Raw genomic sequence first — 20265 nt, forward strand, 5'->3', positions numbered from 1 at the left:
CGACGGACATCGAGCTCGCCGCATAACCCCAGCAACACCGAACCACACCAAACCCGACAGGGGTGCCTTGACGGAAGACATAGAGGCACCCCCCCGTCGACGTGGCGGCGCGGGGTGTCGCGCAGTGCGGTGGTGGCCATCGCTCGTCCCTCCGGCAGGTTCGGCCGGGTGTACGACTCCCGTGCCGGCGGAGAGTCATCGGGAGGGCTGTGCCCCCGCCGGGTCCACCGTGGCCTGGTGCGCCTCGGCCAGATGCTCCTGCGCCTTCAGCCAGGGCAGGAACTGCGCGCCCTGCCGCCAGCCGCAGGTGTCACACCTGATCGTGCGCTGGATACCGGTGCGCCGCACACGGACCGTGTGTTCCCGGCCGTGCCGGTCCCACCGGCTGACCTTGCTCGAGTCGATCTGCGACATGACACCTCCGAAGTCCGTACCCGATCTGCTGTCCGACGCCTCCCGACGGCAAGGAGTGTGCAGCAAGACCAACATCAACGGGGATTTCTTCACGGTGAGTTGGCCAAGCCGTGTCCCAGCGTGACGTCCGGTCCGATTCGCGGGGCTTCGCGGACCTGATCCGCAACCACCGGACCACGTCCCCGACTTGGTGTACCGACGGAAACCCTGGACACGGCATTGACCAAGGCTCAAGATGAAAGCGACCTTGCTGAAGCGGCCACCGGCACGGAGAGGCGATGCTGCCGGATCCACAGAGTTTCCTGGCCGTCTCCGGCCGCCGGATCGCTCGTGCCGAGGGCACGGCCCAGGTCGTCAGGGAGCTGTGCCTGTCGGCCGTTCCGGACCTGGCGGACGGGGCGTTCGTCTACCTCGGTGACGACCGTCCGGACCGACCGGGGCGGCTGAGACTGCTGTCGGACGGGGCGTCCCCCGAACTCGACGGCGTCCTCGGCGCGCTGCCCCCGGAGTCGACGCCGCTGCCGCCCGACGGCGTGCTCGCGGCGCTCCTGCGCTGCGGAAGAGCGCTCGGCAGGGGCTCGGACGACGTCGAGGAGGCCCTCGGCGAACTCCTGGGGCCGGTTCCCCGGCTCCCCGAGGGGAACAGGGTGCTGATCGCCCCGCTCCGCGTGCCCGACAGCGTTGTCGGCGTGGCGGTGTTCCTGCGGCGACCGGACCGGGAGGCCTTCGTGGAGGACGACATCGCCGTGGCCGGCGCGCTCGCGGCGCAGACCGCGCTCGGGGTGCGGGAGGACACCGCCCCCCGGCCCCGGCCGCCCGTCGCGCCCGCGTCGTCCGACGAGGACCGGCTGCGCTACGTCGGCGCCGCCACCCGGCGGATCGCCCGCGGCTTCGACACCGACGAGATCGTGCTCGGCCTGTGCCGGGCCGCCGTGCCGACGTACTCGGACGCCGCCCTCGTCTACCTGCGCGACCCGCTGCCGGTCGGCGACGAACGCCCCACCGGCCCCGACGCGCTGCGGCTGCGCCGCACCGACCGGATGAAGGGCCCCGGCACCGAGGGCCTGGTCTGGCCGGCCGACACCGTGAACGACGAGCAGGACGAACTGGACGCCTCCGACTGGAGCGAGGTGGTGCCCGGCGGCGCGCTCGCCGAGGTGCTGCGCGGCGTCCGCCCGGTGTTCGCCGACAACCCCGCCACCCGGGCCGCGCTGCGCGAACTCGTCGGCGAGGACAGCGGGCTGAACGGCTGGGCCGGCTCGCACGCCGTCCTCGCCCCGCTGCGCGGCCGCCGCCGGGTGACCGGCGCCGTGGTCTTCCTGCGCGGCCCGGAGCGCCCGGCGTTCGAACCCGCCGACCTGCTGGTCGCCGCCCAGCTCGCCACCCACACCGCGCTCGGCGTCGACAAGGCCGTGCTGTACAGCCGCGAGGCCTTCATCGCCGACCGCCTCCAGCGCGCGATGCTGCCGCACTCCCTGCCCCGGCCCACCGGCGTACGGCTGGCGGTCCGCTACCTCCCGGCCGCCGAGACCGCGCGCGTCGGCGGCGACTGGTACGACGCCATCCCGCTGCCCGGCAGCCGGGTCGCCCTCGTCGTCGGCGACGTCATGGGGCACTCCATGACCTCGGCCGCCGTCATGGGCCAGCTGCGCACCACCGCGCTCACCCTGGCCGGCCTCGACCTGCCCCCGCAGGAGGTCCTGCACCACCTCGACGAACAGGCCCAGCGGCTCGGCACCGACCGCATGGCGACCTGCCTGTACGTCGTCTACGACCCGGTCTCGCACCGCATCACCGTCGCCAACGCCGGCCACCCGCCGCCCATCCTGCTGCACCCCGGCGGCAAGACCGAGGTCCTCACGGTGCCCCCGGGCGCCCCGATCGGCGTCGGCGGCATCGACTTCGAGGCGGTGGAGCTGGACGCGCCCGCCGGGGCCACCCTGCTCCTGTACACCGACGGCCTGGTCGAGTCCCGGCTGCGCGACGTGTGGACCGGCATCGAGCAACTGCGCGAACGGCTCGCCGTCACCGCCCGGTTGACCGGCCCCGACCGCCCGCCGCCCCTGGAGGCGCTGTGCGACGAGGTGCTCGACACCCTCGGCCCGGGCGACCGGGACGACGACATCGCGCTGCTCGCCGCCCGCTTCGACGGCATCGCGCCCAGCGACGTGGCGTACTGGACCCTGGAGCCGGAGAACAGCGCGCCCGGCCGGGCCCGGCGGCTCACCCGGCAGGCCCTGGCCGGCTGGGACCTGGAGGAACTCAGCGACACCGCCGAGCTGTTGGTCAGCGAGATCGTCACCAACGCGGTGCGCCACGCCTCCCGCCCGATCAGCCTGCGGCTGCTGCGCACGGACGTGCTGCGCTGCGAGGTCGGCGACGACGTGCCGCAACTGCCGCGGCTGCGCCGGGCGTCGCCCGACGAGGAGCACGGCCGGGGCCTGTACCTGGTGAACAGGCTGGCCCGACGCTGGGGCACGACCCGGCTGGGCACCGGCAAGAACGTGTGGTTCGAACTCGGCGGCAGCGGCGGCAGTTGAGACGGCGGCGGGAGCTTGGACGGCGGCAGGAGCTGGGACGGCGGCGGAGACCGGGACGGCGGCGGAGACCGGGACGGCGGCAGGAGCTTGGACGGCGGCGGTAGCAGGGACGGCGGCGGTGGCTGGAACCGCGGCGCGGACCGGGGCGGCGGTGGGAGCCGGGGCGGTCGGGGCGGGGTCAGCTCACGGTCCGGGGCAGCCGCAGGCTGAGCAGCCCCGTCAGCACCACCAGGCCCAGCTGCACCAGCAGCGTCGTGACCAGGGCGTCCCGCATGCCCTGGTGCGGGACCAGCGAGAGGAACAGGGTGCCCAGGGTCGCCACGCCCAGGGCCAGGGCGGACTGCTGGGTGGTCACCATCACGCCGCTGCCCACACCGGCCCGCGCGGGCGGCACCTCGGACATCACGAGCCGCAGCACGTTGGGCAGTTGCAGGGCCTGCCCGGCACCGGCCACCGCGACCCCGGGCAGCAGCCCGGCCAGGCCCAGGTGCGGCCAGTCCCGCCGGACGGCCAGCACGATGAGGACGACACCGGCCAGCTGGACCACGGCCCCGGCGCTCACCACCCGGCTGCCCCACCGCGCGACCAGCCGCGGTCCGGCGAGCGACACGAACAGGAAGGCGACGGCCATCGGGGCCAGCGCGAGACCGGCCCGGACCGGCCCCTGGTGCTCCCCGCTCTGCAGGGCCACCGCGATCACGAACATGAACCCGCTGAAGCCGACGGAGAACGGCAGCATCAGCGCCAGCCCCCGGCGCAGCGAGACGAGCGCGAACAGGCTCGGCGGGACCAGCGGCACCCGGCCCGCGCGGTCGGCGCGGCGCTCCACGGCGTAGAAGGCGACCGCCACCCCCGGGAACGCGGCCAGCGACAGCCAGGTCCACAGCGGCCAGCCCGCCGCCCGGCCCTCGGTGAGCGGGGCGAGCAGGGTGAGCAGGGAGAGGGCGAGCAGCACGGTTCCCGGCCCGTCGACGGGCTCGGGCCGCTGCGACCGGGTCTCCGGCACGAACCGCGCGGCGAGCACCAGCCCGACGAGCACGACCGGCACGTTGACGAGGAACACCGAGCGCCAGCCCGTACCCGCTATGTCGGCGGCGACCAGCACCCCGCCGAGGATCTGCCCGGCCACCATGGAGAGACCGGCGGTGGCGCCGTACAGGCTCATGGCCCGGGCCCGGCGGGTGCCGGTGGTGGCGGCCTGGATGGTGGCGAGGACCTGCGGGAGCATCGCGGCGGACGCGGCGCCCTGGGCGACCCGGGCGGCCACCAGCGACCAGGCGCCCGGCGCGAGCCCGCAGGCCAGCGAGGTCAGCCCGAAGGCGGCCATGCCGCCGAGGAAGAGCCGGCGGCGCCCGAACAGGTCGCCGAGCCGGCCGCCGAGCACCAGCAGCACGGCGTAGGCGACGCCGTACCCGGCGACGACGAGCTCCAGGACCGCCTCGCTCGCGTGCAGGTCCCGGCCCATGGTGGGCAGGGCCACGTTGACGATGAAGAAGTCGATGAGGGGCAGGGCCGCGGCCAGCAGGACGGTGAACAGTCCGGGCCCGCCGAGCGCCGGCGGCGCTGACGGCGACCGGACGGCCGCGGTGGTGACGGTATCGGTCATGACCCCGAGCCTGCTGGCCCGCCCAGCCTGGTACCAGAGTCTCTTCATCCTGGTAGAAGAAGTACCTGGCAACAGGATCCGCGGCAGGGCACGCTGGGGCCATGACGACCACGGCGCACGGGACGGGTGCGGCCACCGCGCGCCGCAGCGAGCACATCCGGCGCCACGAGCTGGCCGCGTTCCTGCGCAGCCGCCGTGAGCGGATCACCCCCGAGCAGGTCGGCCTGCCCCGCGGCACCCGCCGCCGCACCCCCGGCCTGCGCCGCGAGGAGGTCGCCCAGCTCTCCGCGGTCGGCGTCACTTGGTACACCTGGCTCGAACAGGCCCGCGACATCCAGGTATCCGTCCAGGTCCTGGACGCCCTCGCCCGCACCCTCCAGCTCGACGCGAGCGAACGCGCCCACGTCTTCCAGCTGGCCGGCGCGGTCGACCCGACCCCGGCCGCGCACTGCACGGGCATCACCCCGGCCCTGCACGAGATGCTCCGCGGCCTGGAACCCCTCCCGGTCTGCATCCAGAACAGCCGCTACGACATCCTCGCCTACAACCGCACCTACGCCCACCTGATGGGCGACCTGGACGCGGTCCCGCCCGAGGACCGCAACTGCATGGTCCTCGTCTACACCCACCCCGAGTGGCGCGCCTCGATCGTCCACCTGGAGGAGACCCGCCGGCTGATGGCCGCCAAGCTCCGCGCCACGATGGCCGGCCACCTCGGCGAGCCCGCCTGGAAGATGCTGGTCAAGCGGCTGACCGCGGAGTCCCCCGAGTTCCGGGAGAACTGGGAGCGGTACGAGGTGATGGGCGTGCGCACCCGGCAGAAGCAGTTCCTGAACCGCCACGTCGGCCTCCTCAGCCTCGACCACACCGACCTGTGGCTGACACCGGAGAGCGGGGCGCGGATGGTGACGTACGTACCGGCGGACGAGGAGTCGCGGGAGCGGCTCGACCGGCTGTACGCGATGGTGGCGCCCGGCGCGGTCACCCCCGGCGGGTGAGGACCGGGCGGCGGATCGGCGTGACCCTGGTCGTGCGCTGGTCGGCGACGGGCAGGGAGCGAATCCGGTGGTGGACACGGCGGTTCGGCAGCAGGCGGCGGGACAGCGCAGGGCGCTGGCCGCCCTGGCACTCGCGCAGTTCATCTGCAGCTTCGCCGGCTCCAACATGAACGTGATGATCAACGACATCAGCGAGGACCTGGACACCACGGTCCAGGGCGTGCAGGTGGCGATCACGACGTTCCTGCTGGTGATGGCGGCGCTGATGATCCCCGGCGGCAAGCTGACCGACCGCTACGGGCGCAAGCGCTGCTTCCTGACCGGCCTGGTCGTCTACGCGGCCGGTGCCCTGTTGAGCGCGGCGGCCCCCGGCCTCGGGGTGCTGATCCTCGGCAACTCGATCCTGGAGGGCATCGGCACCGCGCTGCTCATCCCGCCGGTCTACATCCTGACGACCCTCCTCTACCCGGACGTGACCTCCCGCGCCCGCGCCTTCGGCGTGATCATGGCGCTGGGCGGGATCGGCGCCGCGGCCGGCCCGCTGATCGGCGGGCTCATCACCACGGGCATCAGCTGGCGGGCCGCCTTCGTCTTCCAGGCGCTGGTCATCGCGGTGATCGTGTTCCTCAGCCGGGGCATCGAGGACCCGCTGCCGCCCGATCCGCACCGGTCCTTCGACGTCACCGGGGCGGTCCTGTCGGCCGCCGGTCTCGTCCTCGTCGTCATGGGCATCCTGGCCGCCGACAACGACATCCGGCTCACCGTCGTCCTGCTGGTCCTCGGGGCGCTGGTGCTCGCCTGGTTCTTCCGTTCCGTGCGGGCGAGGGAGGCCGCAGGCCGGGAACCGCTGCTCTCGCTCAGCCTGTTCCGCAACCGCACCTCGAACCTCGGACTCGTCACCCAGAACGTCCAGTGGCTGCTGCTCATGGGCGTGTCGTTCACGGTGGCGGCCTATCTCCAGGTCGTCCGCCACTACGACGCGATCCGCACCGGGGTCGTCTTCACCGCGGCCACGCTGGGACTGCTGGTGACGTCCCTGTACGCCGAGCGGCTGGCGAAGCGGTACGCCCAGCGCACGCTGGTGGTCACCGGCTTCGCCGTCTGCGTCGTCGGGGTGGTCGTCCTGGTGGTGCTGGCCGGGAGCTTCGCGACGGCCTGGGCCTTCGTGCCCGGACTGCTGCTGATCGGGCTGGGCCTGGGCGTGATGCTGACCCCGTCGGTCAACATCGTGCAGTCGAGCTTCCCGGAGGAGCGGCAGGGCGAGATCTCCGGGCTCTCCCGCAGCATCTCCAACCTCGGCTCGTCCTTCGGCACGGCCATCGCCGGAACCATCCTGGTCTCCGGCCTGACCCAGGCCGCCTACGCGGCGGCGATGCTCACCCTGGCCGCCCTGGGCCTCATCGGCCTCGCGGCGGCGGCCCGCCTGCCCCACGGGCCCCGCGCGGGGAACCGCTAGACGCGCTCCGTCGCGCCGACCACCGGGCGGATCTCCCTGGTCTCCAGGCGCTGTGCCGTCCGCTCGGCCGTCGCGCGGGCCCGGCGGCCGTTGGTGAGGGCGCCCAGCAGCAGGACCAGCAGGCCGCAGCCGACCAGGATCCACCAGCCGGGCCGGGCCGCGCCCACGAAGGCCTGGCGGTACGAAGACGAGCCGACCCCCGAGGCCAGCACCGCGCCGACGACCGCGACGCCCAGGGTCTGGCCCAGCTGCCTGCTGGTGGAGGCGACGGCGGCCGCGACGCCGGCCTGGGACCTGGGCATGCCGGAGACGGCCGTGTTGGTGATGGGGGCGTTCACGAAGCCGAAGCCGATGCCGAACAGGACGTAGCCGAGGAAGAGGGTGGTGTCGGAGGTCTCCGCCTCGAAGGCCGCGAACAGCAGCGCGCTCGCGGTCATCGCGGCACCGGCCACCACCAGCGGAAGCCGCGGTCCCCGGCTCGCGACCAGGCGTCCGGCGAGCGGGGCGCACAGGAACATCGGGACCGCCATCGGCAGCATCCACAGTCCGGCGTGCAGGGCGTCGAGGCCGCGCACGTTCTGGAGGTACAGCGTGGAGAGGAACAGGAACCCGCCGAGCGAGGCGAACGCGCTGATCGCGATCAGGGTGGCCCCGCTGAACGGCGCCGAGCGGAAGAAGCGCAGGTCGATGAGGGGTTCGTCGCGCCGGGGCTCGTACCACAGCAGCCCGGCGAGGGCGGCCAGGGCCACCGCCGCGAACGGCAGCACGGTGCCCGCCCCGGCCGTCGGCGCCTCGATGATCGCGTACGTCAGCGCGCCGAACAGGGCGATGACCAGCACCTGGCCGACCGGGTCGGGCCGGCGGGCCTTCGGCGCCCGGGACTCCGGCACGAAGCGCAGCGTCAGCAGGACCGCCGCCACCCCCACCGGGATGTTGACCCAGAAGATCGCGCGCCAGCCGACCGACTCCACCAGCAGGCCGCCGACCAGCGGTCCCGCCGCCATCGATATGCCGACCACCGCACCCCACACCCCGATCGCCCGGGCCCGCTCGCGCGGGTCGGTGAAGGTGTTGGTGATGATCGACATGGCGGAGGGGTTGAGCATGGAGCCGCCGACCGCCTGCACCATCCGGAACGCGATCAGCGATTCGAGGTTCGGCGCGAGCGAGCAGAGCAGCGAGCCGATGGAGAAGACGACCAGGCCGGTCATGAAGACCCTCTTGCGGCCGATCCGGTCGCCGGTCGAACCGGCGAGCATCAGCAGCGAGGCGAGGACCAGCGTGTACGCGTCGATCGTCCACTGGAGACCGGCGGTGGAGGCGTGCAACTCGTGCTGCATGGACGGGAGGCCGACATTGAGGGCGGTGGTGTCGAGACTCACGATCAACAGGCTCATGCAGCAGATCGCGAGGACGAGCATGCGTCGGTGGGGGCTCAGCTCGGGCATACGTCCCATCGTACGCGCATTTCGATAGTGCGTCTAACTAATGAGTCTTGGGTGTGACCGGGCACGGTGACGGCGGCGGGGTTGTCCACAGCCCGGCCGAGCATCGCGCGCGGTACGCGACAATGGGGGAATGCCCGAGCCCACGACTCCCCTCCAGATCGGCCCGCACACCGTCCGGCCGCCGGTCGTCCTCGCCCCCATGGCGGGGATCACCAACGCGCCCTTCCGGACCCTGTGCCGGGAGTTCAGCGGTGGCAAGGGCCTGTTCGTGAGCGAGATGATCACGACCCGGGCGCTGGTCGAGCGCAACGAGAAGACCATGCAGCTGATCCACTTCGACGCGACCGAGAAGCCGCGCTCGATCCAGCTGTACGGCGTCGACCCGGCCACCGTCGGCAAGGCCGTCCGCATGATCGCGGAGGAGGGCCTCGCCGACCACATCGACCTGAACTTCGGCTGCCCGGTCCCGAAGGTCACCAGGAAGGGCGGCGGCTCGGCCCTCCCGTACAAGCGCAACCTGCTCCGCGCGATCCTGCGCGAGGCGGTGAGCGGCGCCGGCGACCTCCCGGTGACGATGAAGATGCGCAAGGGCATCGACGACGACCACATCACCTACCTCGACGCCGGCCGGATCGCCGTCGAGGAGGGCGTCACCGCGATCGCGCTGCACGGCCGCACCGCCGCCCAGCACTACGGCGGCACCGCCGACTGGGAGGCCATCGCCCGCCTCAAGGAGCACGTCCCGGAGATCCCGGTGCTCGGAAACGGCGACATCTGGTCGGCCCAGGACGCCCTCAGGATGGTCCGTGAGACGGGCTGCGACGGCGTCGTGGTCGGCCGCGGCTGCCTGGGCCGCCCGTGGCTCTTCGCGGACCTGGTCGCCGCCTTCGAGGGGCGCGAGCAGGAGATCCTGCGGCCCGCCCTGCGCGAGGTCGCCGACATCATGGTCCGGCACGCCACCCTGCTCGGCGAGTGGATCGGCGACGAGTCCAAGGGCGTCGTCGACTTCCGCAAGCATGTCGCCTGGTACCTGAAGGGCTTCGCCGTCGGCAGCGAGATGCGGGGGCGTCTCGCCATCACCTCCTCGCTGGCCGGACTCCGCGCGGGCCTCGACGAACTGGACCTCGACCAGCCCTGGCCCGCCGGCGCCGACGGGCCCCGCGGCCGCACGTCCGGCAACAACCGCGTGGTGCTGCCGGACGGCTGGCTGAAGGATCCCTACGACTGCGCCGGAATCACCGAGGAAGCCGAACTGGACACCTCCGGCGGCTAGTTGTTCTTCGGGTGCGGGGTGGAGCCGTACGCGGTGAGGAACTTGTCGCGGAACGCGCTCATCTTCCACACCGGCGCGTCGTGCGCCGGGCGCAGGCCGTCGGTCCAGTTCCAGGAGTCGATCGCGTCCAGCACCTTCGGGTCCTTGGCGACGATGGAGATCGGCACGTCACGGCTGGCGTGGTTGCCGCTGACCCGGGCGATCGGCTGGTGGTCGCCGAGGAAGACGAGAACGGTGTCGTCGTCGCCGTAGCGCTGGAGCCACTGGGTGAGCGCGGTCACCGAGTACTGCACCGACTTGCCGTACTCCTGGCGGGACCGGGTGGTGTCGGCGATGATGTCGGACGCCTTGTTGCCGGCCTTCTCGATCGCGTCGAAGACCGAGCCGTCGCCCAGCTGGTCCCACGGCACCATCTTCGGGATCGGCGCCCACGGCTGGTGGCTGGAGGTCAGGATCAGCAACGACATCCGTGACTTGCCGTCGGCCGGCTTCCTGCTGTGCACCCGCTCCTGGAACTGCTGGAGCGCGTACTGGTCGGGCATCGTCGACCAGCTGAACTTCGGTCCCTCGTAGCCCAGCTGGAAGGCGTTGTAGACCTTGTCGAGGCCGTAGAAGCTCTGCTCCGGCCAGCCCTTCTGGATACCCGGCATCACACCGACCGTGTCGAAGTCACCGGTCTTCCGGAACGCCTTGGTGAGGCTGAGGTGGTCGCTGGCCATGACCGTCCGGTAGCGCTGCTGGTTGTTGACCCACAGCCCCGACATGGTCGTCGAGTGCCCCAGCCAGCTGCTGCCGCCGTACGTCGCCGACGTCAGCCAGCCGCTCTTCGCGGCGAAACCCGCCTTGGCCAGCATCGCCGTCTGCGCGTCCAGCGTCTTGTCGACGGCGGGCCCCTCGACCGGGTCCTCGATCGCGCTGCGGCCGTAGCTCTCGATGAACGTGAAGATCATGTCCTTGCCGCGCAGGTCCGGCACCAGCTGGTCGGCCGGGGTGTTCCCGAAGGCGTCCACCTTGGCGACCTTGCGGAACTCCGCCTCGTCCTGAAGCGTCTGCTGCACGGTCCGTACCTGCGACTTCAGCACGGCGGTCGCCTTCTGCGCGGCGATCGGCGAGCCGGCGACCGACAGTCCGAGCGCGTTGCAGGTGATCCACACGGTGCCGACGATCAGCGTGGCCCGGGTGGCCTTCGCCCGGCCCCGGGCGAGGTGCTCGGAGATCCGTACGGTGGCCAGCGCGACCAGCCCGATCACCAGGAAGATCAGCAGCACCGCACCCACGGTGACCGCCAGTTCGACGCCGGAGCCGAGGGTGTCCGCCAGGTAGGCGCGGGCGTCGGGCAGCAGCGACCAGTCCAGGATGATGTTGAAGGGCCGCCCCAGGTAGTCGACGAACCCCATGTTGAACATGTCGACGACGGTCAGCGCCCCCACGACCGCGCCGGCCAGCGCGGACAGGATCAGCCGCGGCCGGCGCGGCAGGCTCAGCAGCACGACCGCGCCCATGATCGCCTCGGCCGGGATCCGCACGAACGTCACCGGCTTCAGCCCGGTGAGCGTGTTCGGCATCAGCAGGCACGCGTAGACGAGCAGCGCGGACAGCACGGTGAGCGAGACGGAGACCACCCGGGCCGCACCCGGATGCTCCTTCCGCCAACGCTGCCATATTCGCGGCCGCCGGGACGGAGCCGCCTCCCGCGGAGCCGCCTCCCGCGGAGCCGCCTCCCGCGGAGGGGTATCCCGCGGAGGGGTATCCGGCGAAACGGCCTCCTCGGGAGCGGCCTCCCCGGCCTCGGTGGCCCCGTCCTCGGCAGCCCCGGCCTCGGCCTCGGCGGCCTCCCCGGGAACGGCCTCCCCGGCCTCGGCGGCCTCCCCGGGAGCGGCCCTGTGCTCGGCGGCCTCACTGGGAGCGGCTCCGTGCTCGGCAGCCTCCTCGGTCCCGGCGGCGGCCTCCTCGGCCCCGGGGACCTCCTCGGCCCCGGGATCCCCCTCGGCCCCGCGGGTCTCCTCGGTGCCGGCCGCTTCCTCGGACACGCCGTCCGCCGGTGCTGCCTCGCTCCCGGCCCCGGCCCCGGTCGCGATCCCGACCCCGGTCTCGCTCCCAGCCCCGGCCTCGATCTCTGCCCCTGCCCCGATGCCTTCCTTCGTCGGCTTGTCCTGCTTCTCCCCGGCCTTCGCCGTCTTCTCCTCGGCCTCCGTGGTCTGCGTGACCTCAGCCCCGGGCTTCCCGGCCGTACTCTCTGATGCGTCTGTGCTCGTGTGCTGAGGCAACCCGGAGGTCCTTCCGTGCGCGACCCGTGAAACGGAACCGGCGGGCCAGCGCTGGGGAGGCCCGAACCCGCCGACTCTCCGTACGGCTTGCCAAAGACCCCTGTTCAGGGCCAACGGCAAACACCCGGCAAACGCCCAGTCAATGCGCCCTGAAGGGGCGCGGGGAACTGCGCGGGAAGCCCCACCGGCCGTCAGCCGCTCACGAGTCCACGAGCCCCGCGAACCCCTACGCCCCGCCCACGGCGGTGAGCAGCGCCAGCGGAGCCGCCGCGGACCGGGACTCCCGCTCGCACGCGTGCGGGTACGGCACCGGCTCCGGATGCGAGTCCCGCCCGTACCCGGCCAGCACCTCCGGCAGCCGGTGCCCGCCGGCCGTGGCCGCGTCCACCAGCCCGTGGGCCACGGCCCGCGCCTCGTCGTGCAGCCCGTAGCGCGCGAGACCGAGCGCGATCAGCGCGTTGTCGTGCGGCCACACCGAGCCCCGGTGGTACGACAGCGGGTGGTACGCCGCCTGCCCCGCGGCCAGCGTCCGCACCCCCCACCCCGAGAAGAAGTCCGGCTCCAGCAGCCGCCGCCCGACCACCTCGCCGTACTCCTTGTCCAGCAGCCCGGACCACAGCAGGTGCCCGGCGTCCGAGGCGAGCGCGTCGACCTGCCGCCCCTCCCCGTCCAGTGCCAGCGCCGGGAACGACGCCTCCCGCATCCAGAAGTCCTGCTGGAAACGGTCCCGCAGATCACCCGCGGCCTGTTCGAGCAGCGCCGCGTACGTCTCGTCGGCCCACACCGACCGCGCCACCCACGCCGTCCGCCGCAGCGCGTCGTACGCGTACCCCTGGGCCCCCGCCGCCATCACGGTCCCCATCGGCCGGCTGCCGTCGGCGGAGCAGATCGCGCCGGGGGAGTCCTTCCAGTTCTGGTTGGCGAGCCCGCCCTTGTCCGCCCGGTAGACGAGGTAGCCGCGCGTGGTCAGCCCGCCGTGGTCGAGCATCCAGCCGACGGCCGCGCGCGCGTTGTGCTCCAGCCGCCGGGCCATCCCCACGTCCCCGGTCCGCTCCACGTACGCGCCGAGCAGGATCAGGAACAGCGGTGTCGCGTCGACCGAGCCGTAGTAACGCCCGTACGGCACCTGCCCGAAGTGCGCCAGCTCCCCGTGCCGTACCTCGTGGACGATCTTCCCGGGCTGGGCCACGGCGTTCGCGCCGGCCTCGGTCGCCTGGGTGGCGGCGAGGGCGGGGAGAGTGGCGGCGGCCAGCCGGGGACGGTAGGGGAGGGCGAAGAGCGAGGTGAGGAGCGCGTCGCGGCCCAGCAGGGTCAGGAACCAGGGGGCGCCCGCGGCCGGGACCCGGAGCTCCTCGCCGTCCGGCCCGGTGGCCGGCACCTGGAGCGCGGCGAGGTCGGCGAGGCCCCGCGCACAGGCCGCCGCCAGCTCGGGCCAGCCGGTCGGGAAGGCCACGCCCTCCACGAACTCGCCCTCCAAAGCCAGCAGTTGCTCGTTGAGTGCGGCGGGGTCGCGGGGCACGCGCAGCGCCCGCCCGTCGCCGTGCGGACGGCCGACGACCCGGACGACCAGTTCGGTCGAGGCGTACGGCTCCAGCTCCAGCGTCCACACCAGCCGCCGCGCGCCGGTCCCGGTCTCCTCGACGCCGTCCGGGGCGGGCTCCGCGGTGATCGTCGTACAGGACCGCCACTCGCCCCGGCGGTAGCCGAACTCCAGCCCGTCGTCGAGCGCCTGGCGGGAGCGCACGGCGCCGGACTTCACATAGGTGCGGTGGTCGGCGCGGAGTTCGAACTGGTCGGTGAAGTCGGCGTCGGCGGTGATCGCGAGGCGGATCACGGTCGGCACCGGGCGGTTGCTGGTGACCCGCAGCGACTCGGCGAACGAGCTGTCGCCGACGGCCTGTTCACGGAAGATCGTGTGTGCCGGAGGCTCCTGGCGGCCGCCGCGCGGGACCAGCACACAGCGGGTGCGGTCCCCGTCGCCGACCGGGGTGAGCACCTCGGGCAGCGCCCCGTCCACCGTCAGCTGCCAGCGGCTGAGGTGCCGGGCGTCGCGTACGAACAAGCCGTCCGGGGAACCGCCGCCCCGGACGCCGCTGATGTCGCCGCGGTCGTCCACGGCGGCGAACGTCGTGCCGTGTACGAGCAGGTGATGCCGGTCCGTCATCCCCGGTCCCCTCCTTTGTCACCCAGGTCGAACGTGCCGGTGTCCATGAGGACACGTCGTTTTGTCAGCCCTTGCTGATGTTTTGACTGTTCTGAAGCTCTTCGTGCGGTACGGGACGCCGCCGGCACAGGTCCAGTGCGAGCGCCGCCGTCCAGCTGAACCCGGTCGCGCCGCACGCCTCGCCGGTGAACGGATCGACGTACTCGGCGAACCCGGTCGCGTCGGCCGTCCGGACGGCCGCCTCGCGCAGCGCGTCGGCCCGCTCGCGTTCGCCGTGCTCGCGCAGCCCCCGCTCCAGCAGCCAGGCGGTGTTGAACCAGGCGGGCCCGCGCCAGTAGCGGTGCGGGTCGAAGGCCTCGCCGAGCAGGTCGTAGCTCGGCACCAGCCGGGTGCCGGTGCCGAAGTGCGGGCCGGCCAGCGTGCGCACCAGCGCCGAGACGGTCTCGCGCGGCAGCCCGGGCAGCAGCAGCGGGATCAGCCCGGAGACCCCCCGCTCGGGGATCAGCCCGCCGGCGCCCCGCAGGTCCCGGCAGAGGAACATGCCGGCCGCCGGGTCCCAGAGCCGCTCCACGAGCGCCGCCGTCAGCCGCTCGGCCCGCGCGTGCCGGGCCGTGCCGGGCGCCCCCAGTTCCCGCGCGATCCGTGCCAGCGCGTGCTCGGAGGCGATGAGCAGGGCGTTGAAGGCGGGGTCCTCCACGGCGAACTCCCGCTCCAGGTCCGCGTACTCCGAGTCCCGGTAGTCGGCCGCCAGCCGCACGTACCGCCCGTAGTCCAGGTCCGTCGGCCGGTCCTCGGCGGCGCCGTGGTCGAGGTCGGCGCGCCGGAAGGAGCGGGCCGGGGCCGGGGCGACCCGGGCGAGCGGGGCGTCCCAGCAGGGGCTGTTGTCCATGCCCTGCTCCCAGGGGTGCACGACGGACGCCAGTCCGCCCCCGCCCAGGTCGCGCCGGTGCAGCAGATAGCGGTGCCAGGCGGCCAGGCGCGGGTAGACGGCTCCCAGGAAGCCGCGCGCCCGGGACAGCCCCGGGTCGGCGAGGTGCACCAGCCAGGCCGCCAGCGCGTGCACCGGTGGCTGCACGATCCCGGAGGTCTGTACGGTGCGCGGGGCGCCCGCGGCGCGCCCCGCGGTCGAGGAGCGCCAGAAGTCGGGGCTCGGGAAGTACGCGTCGAGGGGCACGGAGGGGTTGAAGACGATGTGCGGGATCCGTCCGTCCGCCCACTGGGCGGCCAGCAGTGTCTCCAGCTCGGTCTGCGCGCGCAGCGGCGAGAGGTGCCGCAGCCCGATCGCGATGAACGCCGAGTCCCACGACCACTGGTGCGGGTACAGGCTCCGGGAGGGCACGGTCGACGCGCCCGTCCAGTTGTCCTCCAGTACCCGGGCGGCTCTGACGTGCACGGACCCCGGCCGGGGTGCCAGCGGGGACGGCGGATCGTATGCGATCCCGCGATCGAGCGCATGGGCTGTGAGCTGGGCAGTGCGATCCACTCGGGACTCCCCGAAGACGTCCGGCCGGCCGGGTTCGGCTGTGGCTACCGTAGGGTTACGTCTATTTAACACGCAAAACTCAATATGTAATGCAAACTTGAGAAACACAAGGGGGTGCGCATGACCGGACGTCCCGGCAGGACCGGAAAGGGCGGCGGACAGGCGAGCGCCGGCGAGCTGCTCGAACTGGTCCGCAGCGGGCGGGCCGTGACACGCGGTGCCCTCCAGCAGGCCACCGGACTCTCCCGCGCGACCGTCGGCCACCGCCTGGACCGGCTGTTCCGCGCGGGCTGGCTGCGCGAGGGCGCCGGCGGCCCGGTCGGCTCCCCGCTCGGCGGCCGCCCCTCCATCACCCTGGAGTTCGACGACGCCCACGGGGTCGTGCTCGCCGCCGACCTGGACACCCGGCACGCGCGCGCCGCGGTCCTCTCCCTGGCCGGCGAGATCCTCGCCGAGCACTCCGGCACGCTCGTCATCCAGGACGGCCCGGACGCCGTGCTCGGCGAACTCGGCCACTGGTTCGCCGAACTGCTGGAGAAGGCCGGGCACCGGGCGGCGGAGGTCTGCGGGATCGGCCTCGCGGTGCCGGGCCCCGTCGACACCGAGACCGGCCGCGTCGTCCAGCCGCCGATCATGCCCGGCTGGGACGGCTACGACATAAGAGGCCGGATGGCCGCAGGCTTCACCGAACACACCGGCGCGCCGCCGGTCCCGGTCCTGGTGGACAACGACGCGAACCTGATGGCGTACGGCGAGCAGCGCACCGGGCACCCGGACTGCTCGGCGTTCGTCCTGGTCAAGGTCTCCACCGGGATCGGCGCCGGAGTGGTGGTCGACGGCACCATCTACCGGGGCATCGACGGCGGCGCCGGGGACATCGGTCACATCCGGGTGGGCGCGGAGGCGCAGTGCCGCTGCGGCTCGTACGGCTGCCTCGCGGCCGTCGCGAGCGGCGGCGCCGTGGCCCGGAAGCTGGCGGAGGCCGGGGTTCCGGCGGCGTCCGGCTCAGATGTGCGCGACCTGCTCGCCTCGGGCCACCCGGAGGCGTCGGCGGTGGCGCGGGAGGCCGGCCGCATGGTCGGCGACGTCCTCGCGACGGTCGTGACCCTCCTCAACCCGGGCGTGCTGATGATCGCGGGCGACCTGGCGGGCACCCCCTTCCTCACCGGTGTGCGGGAGCTGCTCTACCAGCGGGCGCTGCCCCGCTCCACCGCCCACCTGGACGTCGTGACCTCGCGGCTGGGGGAGCGGGCGGGGCTGATCGGCGCCGGGGCGCTGGTCGTGGAGCATCTGTACGCGCCGGAGCGGGTGGAGGAACGGCTGCTGGCGCTCGGCGTGTGACCGGTGCGTTTCGGGCCCGTTGTGGCTTTCGCTGCGCTGTCCGCATGGTGAACTCGGGCGGCCTGTGGCAGCGTGATTCTCGCCACCCTTGATAAGGGTTGCGCTCAGATGAGCGAATCATGGGCGACTGCACTTCTCCAAGGGCTGGCACTGGGTGCCACCCTTTGATCGTTCATCGATCGAAATCAGACGTGCAGTATGCCTGCTCATCTGAGCGGAAAGGTGGAGTGCTGAGCGATGATGTGTTCAAGAAGTGAAAACATAACCGGGCTGTCGCTTGCCAAGCTTTGACTTTCGATCCACTGGCGGACGACCGGTTACGAGCGCATGACACGCAAGTAGACGTACCCAGACGCCTTCGATCTGGGTATGTTCCTCGCCGTCAGGGCAGCCACCGCGTCCTCGAGGGAGTCGAGACCCGTGTCGGAAAACAAAGAACCCCACGTAGCGAAGTTCGTCTACGACTTCACCGAGGGAAACAAGGACCTCAAGGATCTCCTGGGTGGCAAGGGCGCGAACCTCGCCGAGATGACCAACCTGGGACTCCCCGTTCCCCCGGGCTTCACCATCACGACGGAAGCCTGCAAGGTCTACCTCGACAGCGGCGAGGAACCGACGGCACTGCGTGACGAGGTGAGTGCGCACCTCGACGCCCTCGAAGCACGGATGGGCAAGAAGCTCGGCCAGGCCGACGACCCCCTCCTCGTGTCGGTCCGCTCGGGCGCCAAGTTCTCCATGCCCGGCATGATGGACACCGTCCTGAACATCGGCCTCTCCGACAGGTCGGTCCAGGGCCTGGCCAAGCAGGCCGGCGACGACCGCTTCGCGTGGGACTCCTACCGCCGCCTCATCCAGATGTTCGGCAAGACGGTCCTCGGCGTCGACGGAGAGCTCTTCGAGGAGGCCCTCGACGCGGCGAAGGAGACCAAGAAGGTCACCGTCGACACGGACCTGGAGGCGGCCGACCTCAAGAAGCTCGTCACCAAGTTCAAGAAGATCGTCAAGACCGAGGCCGGCCGGGACTTCCCGCAGGACCCGCGCGAGCAGATGGACCTCGCCATCCGCGCGGTCTTCGAGTCCTGGAACACCGACCGCGCGCGGCTCTACCGCCGCCAGGAGCGCATCCCCGGCGACCTGGGCACGGCCGTCAACGTCTGCTCGATGGTCTTCGGCAACCTCGGCCCCGACTCCGGCACCGGAGTCGCCTTCACCCGCGACCCGGCCTCCGGCCACCAGGGCGTCTACGGCGACTACCTCCAGAACGCGCAGGGCGAGGACGTGGTCGCGGGCATCCGCAACACCGTCCCCCTGGCCGAGCTGGAGAACATCGACAAGAAGTCGTACGACCAGCTGATGCAGATCATGGAGACGCTGGAGAACCACTACAAGGACCTCTGCGACATCGAGTTCACGATCGAGCGCGGTCAGCTGTGGATGCTCCAGACCCGGGTCGGCAAGCGCACCGCGGGTGCGGCCTTCCGCATCGCCACCCAGCTGGTCGACCAGGGCCTGATCGACGAGACCGAGGCCCTGCAGCGCGTGACGGGCGCCCAGCTCGCCCAGCTGATGTTCCCCCGCTTCGACGACCAGGCGAAGACCCGGCAGGTCGGCCGCGGCATCGCCGCCTCGCCGGGCGCCGCGGTCGGCAAGGCGGTCTTCGACTCCTACACCGCGGTGAAGTGGTCCCGCTCCGGCGAGAAGGTCATCCTGGTCCGCCGCGAGACCAACCCCGACGACCTCGACGGCATGATCGCCGCGGAGGGCATCCTCACCTCCCGCGGCGGCAAGACCTCCCACGCGGCCGTGGTCGCCCGGGGCATGGGCAAGACCTGTGTGTGCGGCGCGGAGGAGCTGGAGGTCGACACCAAGCGCCGCCGGATGACGGTCCCGGGCGGCCACGTCGTCGAGGAGGGCGACGTGATCTCCATCGACGGCTCGTCCGGCAAGGTCTACCTGGGCGAGGTCCCGGTGGTCCCGTCCCCGGTCGTCGAGTACTTCGAGGGCCGGATGCACGCGGGCGCCCAGGACGCCGACGAACTGGTCGAGGCCGTCCACCGCATCATGGCGTTCGCCGACCGCAAGCGCCGGCTGCGGGTGCGCGCCAACGCCGACAACGCCGAGGACGCGCTGCGCGCCCGCCGCTTCGGCGCCCAGGGCATCGGCCTGTGCCGCACCGAGCACATGTTCCTCGGCGACCGGCGCGAGCTGGTGGAGCGCCTGATCCTGGCGGACACCCAGGAGGACCGCGAGGAGTCGCTGCGCGCCCTGCTCCCGCTCCAGAAGAAGGACTTCGTCGAGCTGTTCTCGGCGATGGACGGACTCCCGGTGACGGTCCGTCTCCTGGACCCGCCCCTGCACGAGTTCCTCCCCGACATCACGGAACTCTCCGTCCGCGTCGCCCTCGCCGAGTCCCGCCAGGAGTCCCACGAGAACGACCTGCGCCTGCTCCAGGCGGTGCACCGCCTGCACGAGCAGAACCCGATGCTGGGCCTGCGCGGCGTACGCCTCGGCCTGGTCATCCCCGGACTCTTCACGATGCAGGTCCGCGCGATCGCCGAGGCCGCGGCCGAACGCAAGGCGGCCAAGGGCGACCCGCGCGCCGAGATCATGATCCCGCTGGTCGGCACGGTCCAGGAGCTGGAGATCGTCCGCGAGGAGGCCGACCAGGTCATCGCGGAGGTCGAGGCGGCCACCGGCACGAGCCTGAAGCTGTCGATCGGCACGATGATCGAACTCCCGCGCGCCGCGCTGACGGCGGCCCAGATCGCCGAGGCCGCGGAGTTCTTCTCGTTCGGCACGAACGACCTGACGCAGACCGTGTGGGGCTTCAGCCGGGACGACGTGGAGGCCTCGTTCTTCACGGCGTACCTGGAGAAGGGGATCTTCGGGGTGTCGCCCTTCGAGACGATCGACCGGGACGGCGTGGGCTCGCTGGTGGCCGCCGCGGCCAAGGCCGGCCGCGAGACCCGCCCCGACCTCAAGCTCGGCGTCTGCGGCGAGCACGGCGGCGACCCGGAGTCCGTCCACTTCTTCCACGAGGTGGGCCTGGACTACGTCTCCTGCTCCCCGTTCCGCATCCCGGTGGCCCGGCTGGAGGCCGGGCGCGCCGCCACCCAGTCGGAGGGCAGCGACCACCGCTGAGGCCCCACGGCCTCCCCGACCCCGGGGCCGCCGTCCGTCCCCGACCCTCAAGACCGATGGACGGCGCCCCCGGCCCGCAAGAGAGGGGCGGCACCCTGTGCGGGGGTGCCGCCCCTTCGTGCGGGAGGTGCGGG

12 protein-coding genes are annotated in these 20265 nt (G+C 72.5%); 6 read left to right on the forward strand and 6 right to left on the reverse strand.

Features of this window, described 5'->3' with window-relative positions:
* Nucleotides 1–195: 195 nt before the first annotated feature.
* Nucleotides 196–414, reverse strand: coding sequence for a hypothetical protein (locus tag ACZ619_RS18090; protein WP_469599719.1), 219 nt, complete (start codon nucleotides 412–414; stop codon nucleotides 196–198).
* Nucleotides 415–692: 278 nt separating this feature from the next.
* Here ACZ619_RS18090 and ACZ619_RS18095 point away from each other — a divergent pair, with 278 nt between their 5' ends.
* Nucleotides 693–2954 (forward strand): SpoIIE family protein phosphatase, encoded by a 2262-nt coding sequence (locus ACZ619_RS18095; protein ID WP_469599721.1) that lies wholly within the window; start codon nucleotides 693–695, stop codon nucleotides 2952–2954.
* A 178-nt stretch (nucleotides 2955–3132) separates the two neighbouring features.
* Here ACZ619_RS18095 and ACZ619_RS18100 read toward each other — a convergent pair whose 3' ends face one another.
* Nucleotides 3133–4560, reverse strand: coding sequence for an MFS transporter (locus tag ACZ619_RS18100; RefSeq protein WP_469599723.1), 1428 nt, complete (start codon nucleotides 4558–4560; stop codon nucleotides 3133–3135).
* 101 nt (nucleotides 4561–4661) lie between these two features.
* On the opposite strand from ACZ619_RS18100, the gene ACZ619_RS18105 reads away from it, so the two are divergent.
* Nucleotides 4662–5558 (forward strand): helix-turn-helix transcriptional regulator, encoded by an 897-nt coding sequence (locus tag ACZ619_RS18105; protein WP_469599725.1) that lies wholly within the window; start codon nucleotides 4662–4664, stop codon nucleotides 5556–5558.
* A 67-nt stretch (nucleotides 5559–5625) separates the two neighbouring features.
* Nucleotides 5626–7014 (forward strand): MFS transporter, encoded by a 1389-nt coding sequence (locus ACZ619_RS18110; protein WP_469599727.1) that lies wholly within the window; start codon nucleotides 5626–5628, stop codon nucleotides 7012–7014.
* On the opposite strand, the gene ACZ619_RS18115 is transcribed toward ACZ619_RS18110, so the two are convergent.
* On the reverse strand, nucleotides 7011–8462 hold the full coding sequence (locus ACZ619_RS18115; protein ID WP_469599728.1) for an MFS transporter: 1452 nt from the start codon (nucleotides 8460–8462) through the stop codon (nucleotides 7011–7013). The two genes, ACZ619_RS18110 and ACZ619_RS18115, sit on opposite strands and share 4 nt — an antisense overlap.
* A 130-nt stretch (nucleotides 8463–8592) precedes the next feature.
* On the opposite strand from ACZ619_RS18115, the gene dusB reads away from it, so the two are divergent.
* Nucleotides 8593–9735 (forward strand): tRNA dihydrouridine synthase DusB, encoded by a 1143-nt coding sequence (gene dusB / locus ACZ619_RS18120; RefSeq protein ID WP_469599730.1) that lies wholly within the window; start codon nucleotides 8593–8595, stop codon nucleotides 9733–9735.
* Here dusB and ACZ619_RS18125 read toward each other — a convergent pair.
* From ACZ619_RS18125 to ACZ619_RS18135, 3 genes are all read right to left on the reverse strand, one after another.
* Nucleotides 9732–11300, reverse strand: a complete 1569-nt coding sequence (locus ACZ619_RS18125; protein WP_469600087.1) for a sulfatase-like hydrolase/transferase — start codon at nucleotides 11298–11300, stop codon at nucleotides 9732–9734. The two genes, dusB and ACZ619_RS18125, sit on opposite strands and share 4 nt — an antisense overlap.
* Nucleotides 11301–12228: 928 nt before the next feature.
* Nucleotides 12229–14166: an amylo-alpha-1,6-glucosidase gene (locus ACZ619_RS18130; protein ID WP_469599732.1), complete on the reverse strand. Its 1938-nt coding sequence runs from the start codon at nucleotides 14164–14166 to the stop codon at nucleotides 12229–12231.
* 64 nt (nucleotides 14167–14230) lie between these two features.
* Entirely contained in the window at nucleotides 14231–15649 is a 1419-nt protein-coding gene (locus tag ACZ619_RS18135; RefSeq protein ID WP_469599734.1) for an MGH1-like glycoside hydrolase domain-containing protein, read from the reverse strand.
* 120 nt (nucleotides 15650–15769) lie between these two features.
* Between ACZ619_RS18135 and ACZ619_RS18140 the strand changes: the two genes are divergently transcribed.
* Together ACZ619_RS18140 and ppdK are read left to right on the forward strand one after the other, a co-directional pair.
* Nucleotides 15770–16990: an ROK family transcriptional regulator gene (locus ACZ619_RS18140; RefSeq protein ID WP_469599736.1), complete on the forward strand. Its 1221-nt coding sequence runs from the start codon at nucleotides 15770–15772 to the stop codon at nucleotides 16988–16990.
* A gap of 420 nt (nucleotides 16991–17410) precedes the next feature.
* Entirely contained in the window at nucleotides 17411–20131 is a 2721-nt protein-coding gene (gene ppdK, locus ACZ619_RS18145; RefSeq protein WP_469599738.1) for a pyruvate, phosphate dikinase, read from the forward strand.
* Nucleotides 20132–20265: the final 134 nt, after the last annotated feature.

The organism is Streptomyces sp. NPDC104367, assembly GCF_055583825.1.

Bases quoted from the DNA above. Each gene is read 5' to 3' on its own strand.
- ACZ619_RS18115 (WP_469599728.1), bottom strand. From the start codon at position 8,462: ATGCCCGAGCTGAGCCCCCACCGACGCATGCTCGTCCTCGCGATCTGC.
- ACZ619_RS18100 (WP_469599723.1), bottom strand. From the start codon at position 4,560: ATGACCGATACCGTCACCACCGCGGCCGTCCGGTCGCCGTCAGCGCCG.
- ACZ619_RS18090 (WP_469599719.1), bottom strand. From the start codon at position 414: ATGTCGCAGATCGACTCGAGCAAGGTCAGCCGGTGGGACCGGCACGGC.
- ACZ619_RS18095 (WP_469599721.1), top strand. From the start codon at position 693: ATGCTGCCGGATCCACAGAGTTTCCTGGCCGTCTCCGGCCGCCGGATC.
- ACZ619_RS18140 (WP_469599736.1), top strand. From the start codon at position 15,770: ATGACCGGACGTCCCGGCAGGACCGGAAAGGGCGGCGGACAGGCGAGC.
- ACZ619_RS18105 (WP_469599725.1), top strand. From the start codon at position 4,662: ATGACGACCACGGCGCACGGGACGGGTGCGGCCACCGCGCGCCGCAGC.
- dusB (WP_469599730.1), top strand. From the start codon at position 8,593: ATGCCCGAGCCCACGACTCCCCTCCAGATCGGCCCGCACACCGTCCGG.
- ACZ619_RS18125 (WP_469600087.1), bottom strand. From the start codon at position 11,300: ATGCCGAACACGCTCACCGGGCTGAAGCCGGTGACGTTCGTGCGGATC.
- ACZ619_RS18130 (WP_469599732.1), bottom strand. From the start codon at position 14,166: ATGACGGACCGGCATCACCTGCTCGTACACGGCACGACGTTCGCCGCC.